Annotated in this window: 15 protein-coding genes and 1 tRNA gene; 10 read left to right on the forward strand and 6 right to left on the reverse strand. The window is 76.3% G+C overall.

Annotated features, from left to right (window positions below; translation table 11 throughout):
- Positions 1-134: 134 nt before the first annotated feature.
- The 6 genes from ACYVO2_RS07265 (at position 135) to ACYVO2_RS07290 (ending at position 5948) form a co-directional block, all read left to right on the forward strand.
- A complete protein-coding gene (locus ACYVO2_RS07265; RefSeq protein ID WP_461006779.1) occupies positions 135-776 on the forward strand; it encodes a hypothetical protein in 642 nt (213 codons plus the stop codon).
- A 292-nt stretch (positions 777-1068) separates the two neighbouring features.
- The gene (locus ACYVO2_RS07270) at positions 1069-1722 is read left to right on the forward strand and encodes a sigma-70 family RNA polymerase sigma factor (protein ID WP_461006780.1); all 654 of its coding nucleotides are present in this window, start codon (positions 1069-1071) and stop codon (positions 1720-1722) included.
- Positions 1723-1856: 134 nt separating this feature from the next.
- On the forward strand, positions 1857-2423 hold the full coding sequence (locus tag ACYVO2_RS07275; protein WP_461006781.1) for a TetR/AcrR family transcriptional regulator: 567 nt from the start codon (positions 1857-1859) through the stop codon (positions 2421-2423).
- A 128-nt stretch (positions 2424-2551) separates the two neighbouring features.
- Positions 2552-4027 (forward strand): MFS transporter, encoded by a 1476-nt coding sequence (locus ACYVO2_RS07280; protein ID WP_461006782.1) that lies wholly within the window; start codon positions 2552-2554, stop codon positions 4025-4027.
- Between the two features lie 28 nt (positions 4028-4055).
- Positions 4056-4526, forward strand: a complete 471-nt coding sequence (locus ACYVO2_RS07285; RefSeq protein ID WP_461006783.1) for an SRPBCC family protein — start codon at positions 4056-4058, stop codon at positions 4524-4526.
- A gap of 69 nt (positions 4527-4595) precedes the next feature.
- Positions 4596-5948, forward strand: coding sequence for a carotenoid oxygenase family protein (locus tag ACYVO2_RS07290; protein WP_461006784.1), 1353 nt, complete (start codon positions 4596-4598; stop codon positions 5946-5948).
- Between the two features lie 63 nt (positions 5949-6011).
- On the opposite strand, the gene ACYVO2_RS07295 is transcribed toward ACYVO2_RS07290, so the two are convergent.
- Together ACYVO2_RS07295 and ACYVO2_RS07300 are read right to left on the reverse strand one after the other, a co-directional pair.
- Positions 6012-6617, reverse strand: a complete 606-nt coding sequence (locus ACYVO2_RS07295; protein WP_461006785.1) for a choice-of-anchor C family protein — start codon at positions 6615-6617, stop codon at positions 6012-6014.
- Between the two features lie 364 nt (positions 6618-6981).
- Positions 6982-7776: a HEAT repeat domain-containing protein gene (locus ACYVO2_RS07300; protein WP_461006786.1), complete on the reverse strand. Its 795-nt coding sequence runs from the start codon at positions 7774-7776 to the stop codon at positions 6982-6984.
- Between the two features lie 300 nt (positions 7777-8076).
- Here ACYVO2_RS07300 and ACYVO2_RS07305 point away from each other — a divergent pair, with 300 nt between their 5' ends.
- On the forward strand, positions 8077-8991 hold the full coding sequence (locus ACYVO2_RS07305) for an NADP-dependent oxidoreductase (protein ID WP_461006787.1): 915 nt from the start codon (positions 8077-8079) through the stop codon (positions 8989-8991).
- A gap of 594 nt (positions 8992-9585) precedes the next feature.
- On the opposite strand, the gene ACYVO2_RS07310 is transcribed toward ACYVO2_RS07305, so the two are convergent.
- Positions 9586-9658, reverse strand: a tRNA-Lys gene (locus ACYVO2_RS07310).
- 64 nt (positions 9659-9722) lie between these two features.
- On the opposite strand from ACYVO2_RS07310, the gene ACYVO2_RS07315 reads away from it, so the two are divergent.
- Complete coding sequence (locus tag ACYVO2_RS07315; protein WP_461006788.1) at positions 9723-10154, forward strand: cupin domain-containing protein; 432 nt, start codon at positions 9723-9725, stop codon at positions 10152-10154.
- Between the two features lie 101 nt (positions 10155-10255).
- Here ACYVO2_RS07315 and ACYVO2_RS07320 read toward each other — a convergent pair whose 3' ends face one another.
- Both ACYVO2_RS07320 and ACYVO2_RS07325 read right to left on the reverse strand, forming a co-directional pair.
- Positions 10256-12229: a DEAD/DEAH box helicase gene (locus ACYVO2_RS07320; protein WP_461006789.1), complete on the reverse strand. Its 1974-nt coding sequence runs from the start codon at positions 12227-12229 to the stop codon at positions 10256-10258.
- Between the two features lie 310 nt (positions 12230-12539).
- The gene (locus ACYVO2_RS07325) at positions 12540-12992 is read right to left on the reverse strand and encodes a hypothetical protein (RefSeq protein ID WP_461006790.1); all 453 of its coding nucleotides are present in this window, start codon (positions 12990-12992) and stop codon (positions 12540-12542) included.
- 156 nt (positions 12993-13148) lie between these two features.
- Here ACYVO2_RS07325 and crcB (ACYVO2_RS07330) point away from each other — a divergent pair, with 156 nt between their 5' ends.
- Both crcB (ACYVO2_RS07330) and crcB (ACYVO2_RS07335) read left to right on the forward strand, forming a co-directional pair.
- Complete coding sequence (crcB, locus tag ACYVO2_RS07330) at positions 13149-13583, forward strand: fluoride efflux transporter CrcB (protein ID WP_461006791.1); 435 nt, start codon at positions 13149-13151, stop codon at positions 13581-13583.
- Positions 13580-13933: a fluoride efflux transporter CrcB gene (crcB, locus tag ACYVO2_RS07335; protein ID WP_461006792.1), complete on the forward strand. Its 354-nt coding sequence runs from the start codon at positions 13580-13582 to the stop codon at positions 13931-13933. The genes crcB (ACYVO2_RS07330) and crcB (ACYVO2_RS07335) overlap by 4 nt, the downstream gene beginning before the upstream one ends.
- Positions 13934-13945: 12 nt before the next feature.
- On the opposite strand, the gene ACYVO2_RS07340 is transcribed toward crcB (ACYVO2_RS07335), so the two are convergent.
- The gene (locus ACYVO2_RS07340; RefSeq protein ID WP_461006793.1) at positions 13946-14296 is read right to left on the reverse strand and encodes a metallopeptidase family protein; all 351 of its coding nucleotides are present in this window, start codon (positions 14294-14296) and stop codon (positions 13946-13948) included.
- Between the last annotated feature and the right edge of the window lie 80 nt (positions 14297-14376).

Raw genomic sequence — 14376 nt, forward strand, 5'->3', positions numbered from 1 at the left:
CGACTCCCCTGCTCCCGCGGCGCCACCGGTGGCGCCGGTGACCAGGTAGTCGGCCGGGAGCGCCGCCGGGTTCCCGGCACCCGGATCCCGACCGGCCGCTGTCCACGCCGCGGGGCGGATGGCACCATGACGCCATGCCCACCGGGTCCGGCCTCCGTCTCGTGCGCTCCGCGGTGTTCGCGGCCGTGTGCGTGGCGGTGACCGGTCTCGGCCACGCGCTGATGTCCGACGACGCGGTGCCGCGCTGGGTCGTCGGCGGCGCGTTCGCGGCCGTCGCCTCGGCCTCCTGGTGGCTGACCGGGCGGGAGCGCGGCCCCGTCGCGGTGACGGCCGCGACGGTGCTCACCCAGCTCACGCTGCACGCGGCGTTCGCCGCCTCCGCGCCGCCCGCCGGGCCCGCCCCGGCCTCCGCGGCGGCCGTCGCGGAGCCGGGCGCGCACCACGCGGCGCACACCGCCGCCCTGTCCGGGCATCTGCACACCGCCACGGAGCCGGGCTCGTCCGCCGGGATGATGCTGGCGCACGTGCTGGCCGGGCTGCTGTGCGGGCTGTGGCTGGCGCGCGGCGAGGCCGCGGTGTTCCTCCTCGGGCGGGCGCTCGCCGCCTGCCTGCTCGCCCGCCTCGAACTGGCGGGCCGGTTCCTCACCGGCCTGGCCGTCCACCGGCCGCCGCGCCCGCCGCGGCCACCGGTCCGCGTGCCGCGGCGACTGCGGGACCTGCTGCTGCGCCACCTCCTGACGCGCCGGGGTCCGCCGGTGCCGTCCGCCCGCGCCTGACGCCGCCCCGTCCCCCGCCCCGACCGGCCGGGGACGGCGCGCACGGGCGCCGGGAACCAGCACCACCGGCACGTGTCCGCGCCGTACGGCGGCGGGCCGCGCCGGGCCCACGATCCCGCGGCTCCTCCCGCGCCCCTCCCCGCCCGTGCCGACCCCGCCGGGGGATCCCCCGGCTCTCCCGGCCGGGCGCGGACGGCCGCCCGCCGGGCGGCGCCGGGAGAGCCCTCCGCCGACGGAACGCGCCCGCCCGCGGGCCGCCTTCCGTCCGCACCCACGCGAAGGACAGCCTGTGATGTCCCCTGCCCTGATACCGGCCCCCGCCCCGGCCACCGCCCCGGCGCCCGCCCCGCGGGTCCGCGCCACCGCGCGCGACGACGCGCAGGTCACTCGGTGGGCCCTGGCCGCACGCGACGGCGACCAGGCGGCGTTCGACCAGTTCGTCCGCGCCACCCGCGGCGACGTGCGCCGCTACATCGCCTTCCTCTGCGGCGACCACCACGGCGCGGACGACCTGACGCAAGAAACGTATCTGCGCACCGTGACCGCGCTGCCGCGCTTCGCGGGACGGTCCTGCGCCCGCACCTGGCTGATGACGATCGCCCGGCGCGTGGTCATCGACCGGCACCGCGCCGCCGCGGCCCGCCCCCGGATCGCCGACACCGCCGACTGGCAGGCCACGGCGGAGCGCGCCCAGCCCAGCGGCCTGCCCGGCTTCGACGAGGGCGTGGCCCTGGTGGACCTGCTGCGCCGCCTGGACGCGCCGCGCCGCGAGGCGTTCGTGCTCACCCAGCTCCGCGGGCTGCCGTACGCGGAGGCCGCGGCGGCCCTGGGCTGCCCGATCGGCACGGTGCGCTCGCGGGTGGCGCGCGCCCGCGAGGAGATGACGGCCCTGCTTCTCCAGGCGGAGACGGCGCACGGCCCGGCTCCGCTGGCCCTGGCGGGCTGACCGGCGAGGACCCCGCCCGGGGTACGCCCCGGGCGGGGCCCGTCCCGCCGCCCGCCCCCGCGACAACCGGACCTCACCGAACGCCTCCCCGTCCGGTGTTGACGGACCCAAAGTGTGAGTGGTTAAGTACTCACATGAACGCGGAACGGCAGCGCCAACTGTCCACAGCCGAGGAGCGCCGGGAGACGGTGCTGCGCACCGCCATCGGCGCCTTCGCCGCCCGGGGGTACTTCGGCACCACCACCACGGAGGTGGCCAAGGCGGCCGGCATCTCCCAGGCGTACGTGTACCGGCTCTTCCCGAACAAGGAGGCCCTGTTCACCGCGGTCGTCGAGCACTGCTTCGTCCGGGTGCGCGCGGCCCTGGAGGAGGGCGCCGCCGAGACCGAGGGCAGCACACCGGAGGCGGTCCTGTCCGCGATGGGCGACGCCTACGCCCGCCTGATCAGCGACAACGACCTGATGCTGGTGCAGTTGCACGCCCAGGCCGCCGCGGTCTCCGAGCCCGCGATCCGGCAGGCGGTACGGGCCGGCTACGCCCGCACCGTGGAGTACGTCCGCGGCGCCTCCGGCGGCAGCGAGCAGCAGGTCCAGCAGTTCTTCGCCGTCGGCATGCTGTGCCACCTGCTGGTCTCCGTCGACGCCGAGTCGGTGGACGCCCCGTGGACGCGCACGCTCACCGCGGGCATCAGGCACTACTGAGCCGGGCACCCGCGCGGGGCGGCCCTCCGGCCCTCACGGCCAGGCCGCCCCTCTTTTCCGGACCGCCTAGTGAGTGGTCAACCACACATAACCCGACCGCAGTCACCGCCGCACAGAAGAGGATCACGATGTCCCCACACCCCGGCGGACGCCCCGCGGGCCCCCGCGCCGCGCGGCCCGCGCGCGCCGGCGCCGCCCTGGCGGCCTTGGCGGGCGCGCAGTTCACCGTCACTCTCGGCACCTCCGTCGTGAACGTCGCCCTGCCCGCGGTCCGCGACGGCGTCGGCCTGTCGGACGGCGGCACGGCGTGGGTCGTCAACGCCTACGGCCTCGCCTTCGGCGCGCTGCTCCTGCTGGGCGGGCGGGCCGCCGACCTCGCCGGACGGCGCCGGGTGCTGCTCGCGGGCCTCGGCCTGTTCGCCGCCGCCTCGTTCACCGCGGGCCTGGCGACGTCCCCGTGGCTGCTCATCACCGCCCGCACCGCCCAGGGCGTCGGCGCCGCCGCGGTGGCGCCCGCCGCGCTCGCCGTGGTCATGCACCTGTTCCCGCCCGGCCCCGGGCGCGGCAGGGCGCTCGGGGTGTGGGGCGCGGTGTCCGGGGCGGGCGGCGCCGCCGGGGTGCTCCTGGGCGGGCTGCTCACCCAGACCATGGGCTGGCCCTGGGTCTTCCACGCCTCGGGGCTCGGCGCGGCCGCCGTGCTGGCCGCGACCGCGGTCCTGGTGCCCGCCGCGCCGCCCGACGGCTCGTCCGGGCGACTGGACATCGCGGGGACGGTCACCGTCACCGCGGGCCTGGTCGCCCTCGTCCACGGGCTCACCTCGGCCCGCGGCGCCGGGTGGGGGGACCCGGCGGTGCTGGGCCCGCTCGCCGCCGCGGCCGTGCTGCTGACGCTGTTCCCGCTGGTCGAGCGGCGCCGCTCCGCGCCCCTGATGCCGCCGCGCCTGTTCACCGCGGGACTGGTGGCGCCCGCCAACCTCCTCATGGCGCTGCTCGGCTCGGTGTGGGTGGCCCTGTTCTTCTTCCTCCCCCTGCACCAGCAGCGGGTGCTGGGCGCCGGGCCGCTGGAGACGGGCCTGTCCCAGCTCCCGCTGGCGGCGGCCAACATGCTCGGCGCCGCCCTCGCGCCGCGGCTGGCCCGCACCCGGGGCCCGCGCGTCACCCTGGCCGCCGCCCTGCTCACCACGGCCGTCGGGCTGCTGTGGCTGGCCCGACTCTCCGCCGACGGCACGTTCACCGGCGACCTGCTCGGCCCCACCGTCGTCATCGGCCTCGGGCTCGGCGCCGCGTTCGTCCGGCTCACCGACGCCGCCGTCACCGGGGTCGGGCCCGCCGACGCGGGGCTGGCCGGCGGCCTGGTCAACACCACCCGGCAGATCGGCGGCGCGGTGGGCCTGGCCCTGCTGGGCACCCTCGCCGCCACCACCACGGCCGCCTCCGGGCACGAGCCGTCCTCCGCCGAGGCCCTCACCGAAGGCCACCGCGCCGTCTTCCTCGCCTCCGCCGCCGTCCTGGCCACCGCCGCCGCCCTGACCCCCCTCCTCACCCGCCGGCCCACCGGCCGCACGCCCTCCGCGCACCTCGCGCCCGAACGCACCTCCGCCTGACCCACCCACCCCCGGAAGGAGCCCCGCCATGCCCCACCCCGCCGCCGCCCCCGTCCCCGGCATCACCGCCGTCGACGGCGACGCCCCCGTCGTCGTCCGCCTCTCCACCACCGTGGCCGCCCCCCTCGCCCGCGTCTGGGCCCTGCACACCGACGTCGCCGCGTGGCCCCGGTGGAACCCCGGCATCGAACGGGCCGAGCCCACCGGCCCGTTCGCCCCGGGCGCCGCGTTCCGCTGGCTCACCCACGGCCTGGACATCACCTCCACCGTCCACCAGGTCCTCCCCGGCCGGCGCACCGTCTGGGGCGGCGAGGCGCACGGCATCGACGGGATCCACGTGTGGACGTTCACCTCCACCGGCACCGGTGTGACCGTCCGCACGGAGGAGTCCTGGAGCGGCCCCCCGGTCGAGGCCCGGCCCGAGGAGCTCCGGCAGGCCCTGGAGCGGTCCCTCACCGACTGGCTCACCCACCTCAGGTCCGCGGCCGAGAACCGCTGACCCCGGCCCCGCCCCCCGATCCCGCGAGCCCGCAAGCCCTCGCCCACCAGCCCGCAGAAGGAGCCCCCCATGACCCGCAAGCCCTACCTCACCGGCCACTACACCCCCGTCGCCGACGAGATCACCGCCACCGGCCTCACCGTCGAGGGCAGCCTGCCGCCGGAGCTGACGGGCCGGCTGATCCGCAACGGCCACAACCCGAAGCCCGGCGTCACCCCCGCCCACTGGTTCAAGGGCAGCGGCATGGTGCACGGTGTCCGGCTGCGCGACGGCCGCGCCGAGTGGTACCGCAACCGCTGGGTCCGCACCCCCGCCCTGGACGGCGCCCCGTACCTGACCGAGCACGGCCCCGACCTGACCGCGAGCACCGCGGGCACCCATGTCATCGAGCACGGCGGGCGGCTGCTTGCGCTGTGCGAGGCGAACCTGCCGTTCGAGCTGACCGACGAGCTGGAGACCGTGGGCCCCTACGACTTCGGCGGCCGGCTCACCTCCGCCATGACCGCGCACCCCAAACAGGACCCGGTCACCGGCGAGCTGCACTTCTTCTCGTCCTCGCCCTTCCCGCCGTTCCTGGTCCACCACGTCGCCTCCCCCGACGGCGAGGTCCTGGAGAGCCAGGAGGTGCCCGGCGCGAGCGCCGCCCTCAAGCACGACTTCGCCATCACCGGGCACCACGTGGTGTTCCTCGAGGGCTCGGTCGCCTTCGACCCGTCCGAGCACTCCGGCATCCCCTACAACTGGAGCGACGAGGCGCCCGCCCGCGTCGGTGTCATGCCCCGCGCGGCCGGCGGCGCCCGCCACGTCCGCTGGCACCAGGTCGAGCCGGGCTTCGCCATGCACATCGCCAACGCCTACGAGGACGCCCTCGGCCGGATCGTCGTCGAGGGGCCCGCCGTGGGCCGCGACGGCTGGCAGCGCTCCTGGAACTGGTGGGTCGGCGCCCCCGACCGCGGCGCGGAGCCCGCCTCCGGCTCCCGCGGCCACCGCTGGACGGTCGACCCCGCCTCCGGCCGCGTCACCGAGGAGCGCACCGACGACCTCACCGTGGAGTTCCCCACCATCAACGACGCCTTCACCGGGCGCGTGCACCGCTACCAGTACGCGCTGTCCTTCCCCGAGTCCCCCGGCGACGGCACCCACACCCTGGTCAAGTACGACCGCGCCACCGGCGCCCGCACCCGCCTGCCCTTCGGCACCGGGCAGCTTCCCGGCGAGGCCGTCTTCGTCCCGGCCGAGGACGCCGCCGACGAGGACGCCGGTTACCTGCTCACCGTCGTCAGCGACCTGAACGCCGACGCGTCCCGGCTGCTCGTCCTGGACGCCTCCGACCTGGCCCGCCCGCCGATCGCCACCGTCCACCTCCCCCGCCGCGTCCCCGCCATGATCCACGGCTCCTGGATCCCCGACCCGGCCCGCTGACCGCCCCCCGCCCCCCGCGCGAAGTGCCCCGCCCCGGCCGCACGGCCGGGGCGGGGTGCCGGGTCAGCCGCAGCAGGGGTCCGGCGGGCAGTCCCGGACCAGCACGTCGTCGACGACCGGTCCGTGGGCGCTGGCGGGCGTGGTGCTGGCGAACGCCAGGGTCGTGGTGGGGTTCCTGGCCACGAAGGTGAACTGGCGGGTCACGTAGCCCATGGCGGCGAAGGTCTTCCCCGTGATGTCGAAGGAGAAGTCCTGGAAGTTCTGCCCGTCCACCAGGACCCGGCCCGTCTTGACCGGCGCGCCGCCTCCCGCGTTGCCGGCCAGCGAGTAGGTGACCGTGTAGGTGCGGCCCGGGACGGTGGTGAAGGTCTGGGCGACCGTCCCCGCGGTGGTGCCGTTGAGGTCCACGGACTGGTCGCCCTCGGCGGCCTGCCAGAAGCCGGCGCCGATGTGGTCGACGTTCCCCGCGGTGACCTGCCAGGGGCCGATGGACTGCCCGGCGGTGACGGTGTTGAAGGCGTTGGCCGGGGCGACGGGCGTCTCGAAGCTGCCGTCGTCGAACCGGCTGACCGCGGCGGCGGCCTGGGCGGGAGCGGCGACCACCGCCCCCGCCCCGGCGAGCACGGCGGACGCCGTGACGGCGATGGCGCAGGTGCGTATGACGGACATGGGACCTCCCCGGGTCGATGTCGCGTGACGGCCGTGGACCGGCCGGACCCCGCCGAATCTCGCGTTCCGCCGCCCAACCGCCAAGACGCGGCGCCCCGGCGCGGGGGAGCCCGCCCCAGAGCCCGCCGCCCACCCGCACGCCGTCCCCGCGCCGTCCGCGCAGCTCATCACACCCCCCACCCCCACCCCCGGGGCGACCTCCCGCACACCCGTCCCACCCACCCGGCGGGAGCGCGCCCCCCACCGAACACGCCCGTGCGCCGCCGGTGGTGAGCCCACCGCACCGGAGGCACTCAGCGGCGCGCGCACCCCCCGCGAGCCGCGCCCGTTCCGGCCACGGCGACGCGCCGCCCCGAGACGGCGGTCACTCCGCCTCCCGGACCGCCTCCACCGCCTCCCGCACGTCCGGATGCGGGTCGTCGGCGAGGCCGTCCAGCAGCTCGGCCACACCGGGAGTGGACCACCGCGCGACCGCCCACACCAGCTCCTCCCGCACCGCCGGATCCGGGTGCGCGGCGAGCCGCCCCACCTGGGCGAGCGGCCCCCGCCGCCGCATCCCGAACCAGTGCAGCACCTCCCGCAGCACCACCGGGTCCCCCGGCTCACCGGCCGCCGCCACCCGGGCGAGCAGCACCCTCACCGGCGGCGGCGGACCGTCCAGCGGATGCGGCAACCGCTCACGCAGTCGCCGCGCCCCGTACCCGCCCCGCACCCGGCAGCCGAAGCAGGTGCACGGCCGCACCCCGTGCGCCCCGGGCAGATACCGCCACCCCACCACCTGCGGCACCACCCGCACCCGGTGCACCTCACGCCGCGGGATCGCCCGCGGCACGAACACCTCCCACCCCCGCGGATCCTCGAGCCCCGCCACCCGCCGCACCGCCTCCGCCGCGGACAGCACCTCGTGCGCCCGATCCATGTACCGCCCGACCCGCACCGGCTCACCGTCGTCCAGCCGCACATGAACCGCCACGAGCCCGCCCCGGCTCCCGAACCGCCTCAGCTCCCGCACCCACTGATGCGTCAACGTGTACGACCCCAACACCGGAAAGCAGTACACCCCTCGCGCCCCGCCCTCCCCCCGCCCACCCGCCCGAATCCCGGACCGCCGAATCCGCCCCGCGTTCGCCGCGGAGGTGAGGTGCACGAACATCGCCATGAGGGGGCATGCTAGGCGGCCGCCGGCCGGGGACGACGAGACCTCCATGGCGGACAGCGGCCCGCCGCGCACGAGGCGGAACATCGCGGAGCGGCGCACGGTGTCCCCGGACACCCGGTCACCCGGACACCCCGACACCCGGACGGCCTGCCGGCGAACGGGGCGTTCGACGGCGGACGGATCACTCGCGAGGGCCATCACCAAGCAATTACTTGGCCAGCCACAGAATCGCTGCTACTTTTATGTGGCTGGCCACAAAAGTGGGCGGCGCGACGACCCCCACTCGAGGAGACAGCAGTCATGAAGGCCATCGTCTTCGACACGTTCGGCGGCACCGAGGTCCTGCACGAGGCGGAGGTCGCGACCCCCCGGCCCGGCCCCGGCCAGGTCCGCGTGCGGGTTCACGCCGTCGGCGTGAACCCGGTGGACGGCAAGATCCGCTCCGGTGTCATGGAGGCCATATTCCCCACCACCCTGCCCGCCGTGCCCGGCGGGGAGATCGCCGGCGTGGTCGACGCGCTCGGTGCGGGCGTCGACCACCTGAAGGTGGGCGACGAGGTGCTGGGCTGGTCCGACACCGGCTCCTACGCCCAGTACGCCTTGGCCTCGGCCGCGGTCCTCGCTCCCAAGCCGGCCGGTCTGGACTGGACGCACGCCGCCGCACTGCCCGTGGCGAGCGACGGCGCCGAACGGGTGCTGGACCTGCTCGGCGTCAGCGCGGGGGAGACACTGCTGATCCACGGCGCCTCGGGCGCCCTCGGCACCATCGCCGTTCAGCTCGCCGTCGCCCGCGGCGCCCGTGTCATCGGCACCGCCGGAGCGGCCAACCAGGACTACGTCGCCTCGCTCGGCGCCACCGCGCTGCCCTACGGGGACAACCTCGTCGAGCGGGTCCGCGCGCTCGCCCCCGAAGGGGTGGACGCGGTCTTCGACGCCGCCGGCAAGGGCGCGCTGGAGGACTCCATCACCCTGCGCGGCGGCACCGACCGGATCGTCACCACCGCCGACTTCCGCGCCCGCGAACTCGGCGTCGTCTTCGCCGAGGGGCCCCAGCGCCGCTCCGCCGCCCGCCTCGCCGAACTCGCCCGGCAGGCGGCCGACGGCACCCTGGTGACCACGCTCAGCGCCACCTACCCGCTGGCACAAGCCGCCCGGGCGCAGCAGGCCAGCGACGCCGGCCACAACCGCGGCAAGATCGTCCTCACCGTCGACTGACCGACCACTCCCACTCATGTGGCCGAGGGAGCGGCGATGTCCGCCCCCACTTCGTCGAAGCTGCCGAACGCGGCGGCCGAGGGGCGATTGAGCCACGCCATCCTCCGACTCGCCCGCACCCACCGCGGCCATGCCGCTGCCGTGCGGCGCGCCATGAACCCGCACCGGGGCAGGAACTACTGCCGACGCAGCCTCTTCGACCGCGACGGCCGGACCCGGGCCGAGCTGCCGGAGCGGGTCAGGAGCCCGTCACCGACATGATGTCGCCGACCGGGTCGACCATCCGCGGCAGGTGCCCGGTCTTCGCGATGCGCCAATGCTCCGCGGACACCGCGCCCAGCACGGTGTCCGCCGCGTCTGCCCCACCACCGGGCCAAGGGGCGGTGGTTGTCGGACCGCCACAAGGCCGGGCGCCCGCCGGAACGGGCACCGGGCCGGAGTGCCGCGCGCCCCTGGGCGGTTGCCGCACGGATGCGCTCGCCTCGCGCACCCCTGGACCGGCGTGGACCGGACGGAGCGTCCGGGGCCAGGGCACCACACCCCGCGGAAAGCGGAAGGCCCAGGTCAGCGTCTTGCCTGACCTGGGCAGAAGGGTGGGCCGCCAGGGGCTCGAACCCTGAACCTACGGATTAAAAGTCCGCAGCTCTGCCAATTGAGCTAGCGGCCCCGCGTGGCAAGAGTACCGGTCCCACCCGGTGCGGCGTCCACGGCATTGCGCGAGGATGCGGGGCATGGGTGATACCTCTGAGCTGGTGGAGTTGCTCGGGCTCGAGCCGCATGTCGAGGGCGGGTGGTACCGGGAGACCTGGCGGGCGCCGGGGGAGGTCGTGCCGGAGGGGTACCCGGGGCCGCGGGCGTTCGCGACCGGGATCTACTTCCTGCTGCATCCCGGTGAGGCGTCGCGCTGGCACCTGGTCCGGTCGGACGAGCTGTGGCTGTGGCACCGGGGCGGGCCGCTGCGGATGCGGCTCGGGGGAAGCGGGGAGGAGCCGGGGGAGGCGGAGGAGGTGCTGCTGGGGGCGGCGGTGGAGCGCGGGGAGCGGCCGCAGGTGCTGGTGCCCGGCGGGGTGTGGCAGTCCGCGGAGCCCGCGGGGGACGAGCCGGTGCTGGTGACCTGCGTGGTGGCCCCGGGCTTCCACTTCGACGACTTCAAGCTGGCCTGAGGGGCGGCGGGAACGGCGAAGGGGCCGGGCGGCACCGTCTCGGTGCCGCCCAGCCCCTTCACTTCAGGCCCTTCGGGACTGCCGTACTACTCGCTACTCGCTCAGCCGTTGCGCTTCCAGCGCGGCTTGCGCTCGCCCACGCCGGTCGGGCGCTCGCGGCGCTCGTAGGAGGGGCGGTCGGAGGACGACGAGGGGCGGTCGTACGAGGGACGGTCGTAGGACCGGCCGCCCCGGTCGTCACGGCGCTCGAAGCCGCCCGGGCGCCCACCGCGGTCGCGGGTGTGCGGACGGTCCTCGTAGCGGCCGGTCTCGCGACGGTCGTACGGGCGCTGGGCGCGGTCCCGGTCGAACGGGCGCCCGCTGCGGACACCGCGGTCGTCGCGGCGCTCGTAGGGGCGGCCGCCCCGGTCGTCGCGGCGGCCGTAGGGCCGCCCGCCGCGCTCCCGGTCCCGGTCGTGGGCGCCGCGGTGCGGACGGTCGTCCCGCCGGTCGTCCCTGCGGTCGTCCCGGCGCTCGTCGCGCCGGTCTTCCCGCCGGTCGTCGCGGCGCTCGTCCCGCCGGTCGTAGGCCCGCTCGCGGCGGGGCTCCTCCGGCTCGGTCGCCTGCTGCTCCTCCGCGGCCTGCGGCGCCTCGCCGGCCTCGGTGTCGTCGCCGCGCTCGCGGGCCGCCCGGGCCGCCAGGCGGTCGGCGTCCCCGCGCAGCTCCTCGGCGCGACGGCGCACCTTCTCCAGTTGCCGGGTCAGGTCCTCGACCTCGCGCTCGGCCTGCTTGGCGGCGTTGGCCGCCGACTCGGCCTGCACCTCGGTGAGCGAGCGGGCGCCGGTGATCCGGGCCAGCTCCGCGTCGAACGCGCCGCCGACGATGTGCCGGGCCGCCTCCACGCCCGCGTCCTCCAGCAGCCGGAAGGTGGACCGGCGCTGGTGGGGCAGGACGAGGGTGACGACCGTGCCGCTGCGGCCCGCGCGGGCGGTGCGGCCCGAGCGGTGCAGGTAGTCCTTGTGGTCGCCGGCCGGGTCCACGTTGAGCACCAGGTCGATGCCGTCGACGTGGATGCCGCGCGCGGCGACGTCGGTGGCGACCAGGACGTTGACGTAGCCGTCCTTGAAGTCGGCCAGGGTGCGGGTGCGCGCGCCCTGGGTCATGCCGCCGTGCAGCGCGTCGGCGCGCACTCCGGCGTCGCGCAACTGCTCGGCCACGCGGTCGGCGCCCATCTGGGTGCGCACGAAGATGATCGTGCGGCCCTTGCGGGCGGCGATCGCGGCGGTGACCGGGGCCTTGTCCTTGGGCTTCACCACCAGGACGTGGTGGGTCATGGTGGTGACCGCGCCCGCGGACGGGTCGACCTCGTGGGTCACCGGCTCGGACAGGTACCGCTTGACCAGCGTGTCGATCTCGTTCTCCAGCGTGGCGGAGAAGAGCATCCGCTGGCCGCCGGGCGGCACCAGGTCCAGGATCTCGGTGACCTCGGGCAGGAAGCCCATGTCGGCCATCTGGTCGGCCTCGTCCAGCACCGCGATCTCGACCCGGTCGAGGGAGCAGGCGCCGCGGTCCACCAGGTCGCGCAGGCGGCCGGGGGTGGCGACGAGGATGTCCACACCGCGCTCCAGCGCGTAGATCTGACGGGGCATCGAGGTGCCGCCGCAGACGACCTTCAGCTCCAGGCCGAGCACGTCCCCGTAGGGCTCGAGCGCGTCGGAGACCTGCATGGCCAGCTCGCGGGTGGGGGTCAGGATGACGCCGCGGGGGCGCTTGGCCTGGGTGCGGCCGCCGTCGGCCAGCCGGGTCAGCAGCGGCAGGCCGAAGCTGAGGGTCTTGCCGGAGCCGGTGCGGCCGCGGCCGAGGATGTCCTTGCCGGCCAGGGCGTCCGGGATGGTGGCGGCCTGGATGGGGAAGGGGGTGGTCACGCCGCGCTTGGCGAGGGCGCGCACGATGTCGTCGTGCAGGCCCAGGTCGCCGAAGGTGACGGCGGGGGTCTCCTCCAGGGCGGCGGGGGTGTCGGGGGTGGTGGTGGGGGTGTCGTCGTCGGCCAGCTCGTCGATGGGCATGACGAAGCTGTCAGCGGCGGTTACAGACATGCGAAAGCAGAACCTTCCGGAGAGTGGCACGCGCCAGCTCCCGTAGTTCGCACAGACCGCCTCGATGCGGTCAGCCACGGAACGATCGGAACGCGCCAGGCCAGGGGCGCGTTCTTTCAGCGCCAGGCAGATGGGATCAAACGATCTCTCATCGTACGCGGGGTTTGGTTCGAGTGGCAAATTGTTGAAGCCGCGGGGGTGGCGGTTTCGGGGTGAGGGTGGTCACACCCGGCGCCGGGCCGGGTGCCGGGCCGCCCCGGCGCGGTCGGACGGTGACGCTGCGTGGCTCCTCCGCGTCGGCCGTCCCGGCTCAGGGTGACGCCGCGGAGTCCGTCGGTGTCGGCTCCGGGGTGGTGGGGGTCGGCTCGGGCGTGGGCGCCGGGGGCTCGCTGCTGGGGGGCGGCGGGGGCGGCGGCTTCGGGGAGGAGGCGGGCGGGCGGGGCGCGGGGGGCTGCGACGACGGGGTGGGGGCGTCCGCCCGGCCGCGCGGGCGCTCTCCGCGGCCGGGGTCGGCGGGCTCGTCCCTCTCCCGCTTGTCCGCGGCGGAGCGGGACGGACCGCCCTTGCTCCCCTCCCGTCCGGAGGCGCGGTCGGACGGGCGGCCGTCGGCGGCGTCCGCCCCGTGGTCGTGCCCGGTCGCGGGGCCCGCGCCGCCCGCCGCGCCCGGCCCGCCGCCCGGGAGGTGGCGGCCGCCGTCCTCGTCCGCCCGGGGCCCGGCCGAGCCGTGCGGGCGGGGGCGCACCGGGTCCTCCCCCACGTTCATGCAGCCGGTCATGAGCAGGACGGCGGCCGGAAGGAGGACGAGCGCACCGCGACGGACCGCACCAGAGCAACGCATGCACTGCCCAACGCCGCGACGGAGGAGCAGGACACGGGTGCCGGGCCGGGGTGTGCGGGCGAGGCGTGTTAGGAAGTGGCCATGGGGCAGGCGAGGCGGTTCGGGGAGGGCACGGGCGCCGCGGTGGCGGCGGTGTCCCTCGGCGGGGTGCTGGGCGCGCTGGCCCGGTACGGCGCGGGCGAGGCGCTGCCCGCGGCCCCGGGGGCGTTCCCGTGGGCGGTGTTCTGGGTGAACGTGAGCGGGTGCGCGCTGCTCGGCGCGCTGCTGGACGCGCTGCGCCGGGCCAGGGTGCGCCATCCGCTGGCGCGGCCGTTCTGGGGCGTGGGCGTGCTGGGCGGGTTCACCACGTTCTCCACGTACGCGGAGGACACACGGCGGCTGCTGGGCGGCCACCACTACGGCGTCGCCGTCGCGTACTGCCTGGTCAGCGTGGCGGCGGGGCTGCTCGCCGTGCGGGCGGGCGCGTGGGCGGCCGGCACGTGGGGGACAGGCGCGCGGGGGGCGGGGCGGCGGTGAACGTCCTGCTGGTCGCCCTCGGGGCCGCGGTCGGGGCGCCGCTGCGGTATCTGACGGACCGCTGGCTCACGGCGCGCCACGGCACCGCGTTCCCCTGGGGCACCCTCGTGGTCAACGTCGCCGGGTCGCTGGTGCTGGGCGCGGTGGTGCGCGCCGGTTCGCCCGAGCTGCGGCTGCTGCTGGGCACGGGGCTGTGCGGGGCGCTGACCACGTTCAGCAGCTTCGGCCACCAGACGGTGGCGCTGCTGGAGTCCGGCGCGCCGTGGCGGGCCGCCGCCAACGCCGGGGCCAACGTGGGGCTGGGCCTCGGCGCGGCGGCGGCCGGGTGGGCGCTGGGCGGGCTGCTGTAGGCCCGCGCCGGGTCAGGCGTAGCCGAGCGCGTGCAGCCGCTCGTCGTCGATGCCGAAGTGGTGGGCGATCTCGTGCACCACGGTGATCTCCGTCTCGGCGATCACGTCCTCCCGCGTCTCGCAGATGCGCAGGGTGGGCCCGCGGTAGATGGTGATGCGGTCGGGCAGCACCCCGGCGTACCACTCGCCGCGCTCGGTGAGCGGGGTGCCCTCGTACAGGCCCAGCAGATCGGGGTCGGACGGGTCGGGCTCGTCCTCCACGAAGATCGCGACGTTGTCCATGAGCCTGGTCAGCTCGGGCGGGATGCGGTCCAGCGCCTCGCCCACGAGTTCCTCGAACTCATCACGCGTCATCTCCAGCACAGCGCCATTGTCCGTGACGGACGCCGCTCGCACACCTGACCGGGCCGGGTGGGCGCCGCATAACCGGGGCGGGCGCGGGC

Source organism: Streptomyces capparidis (assembly GCF_054782095.1).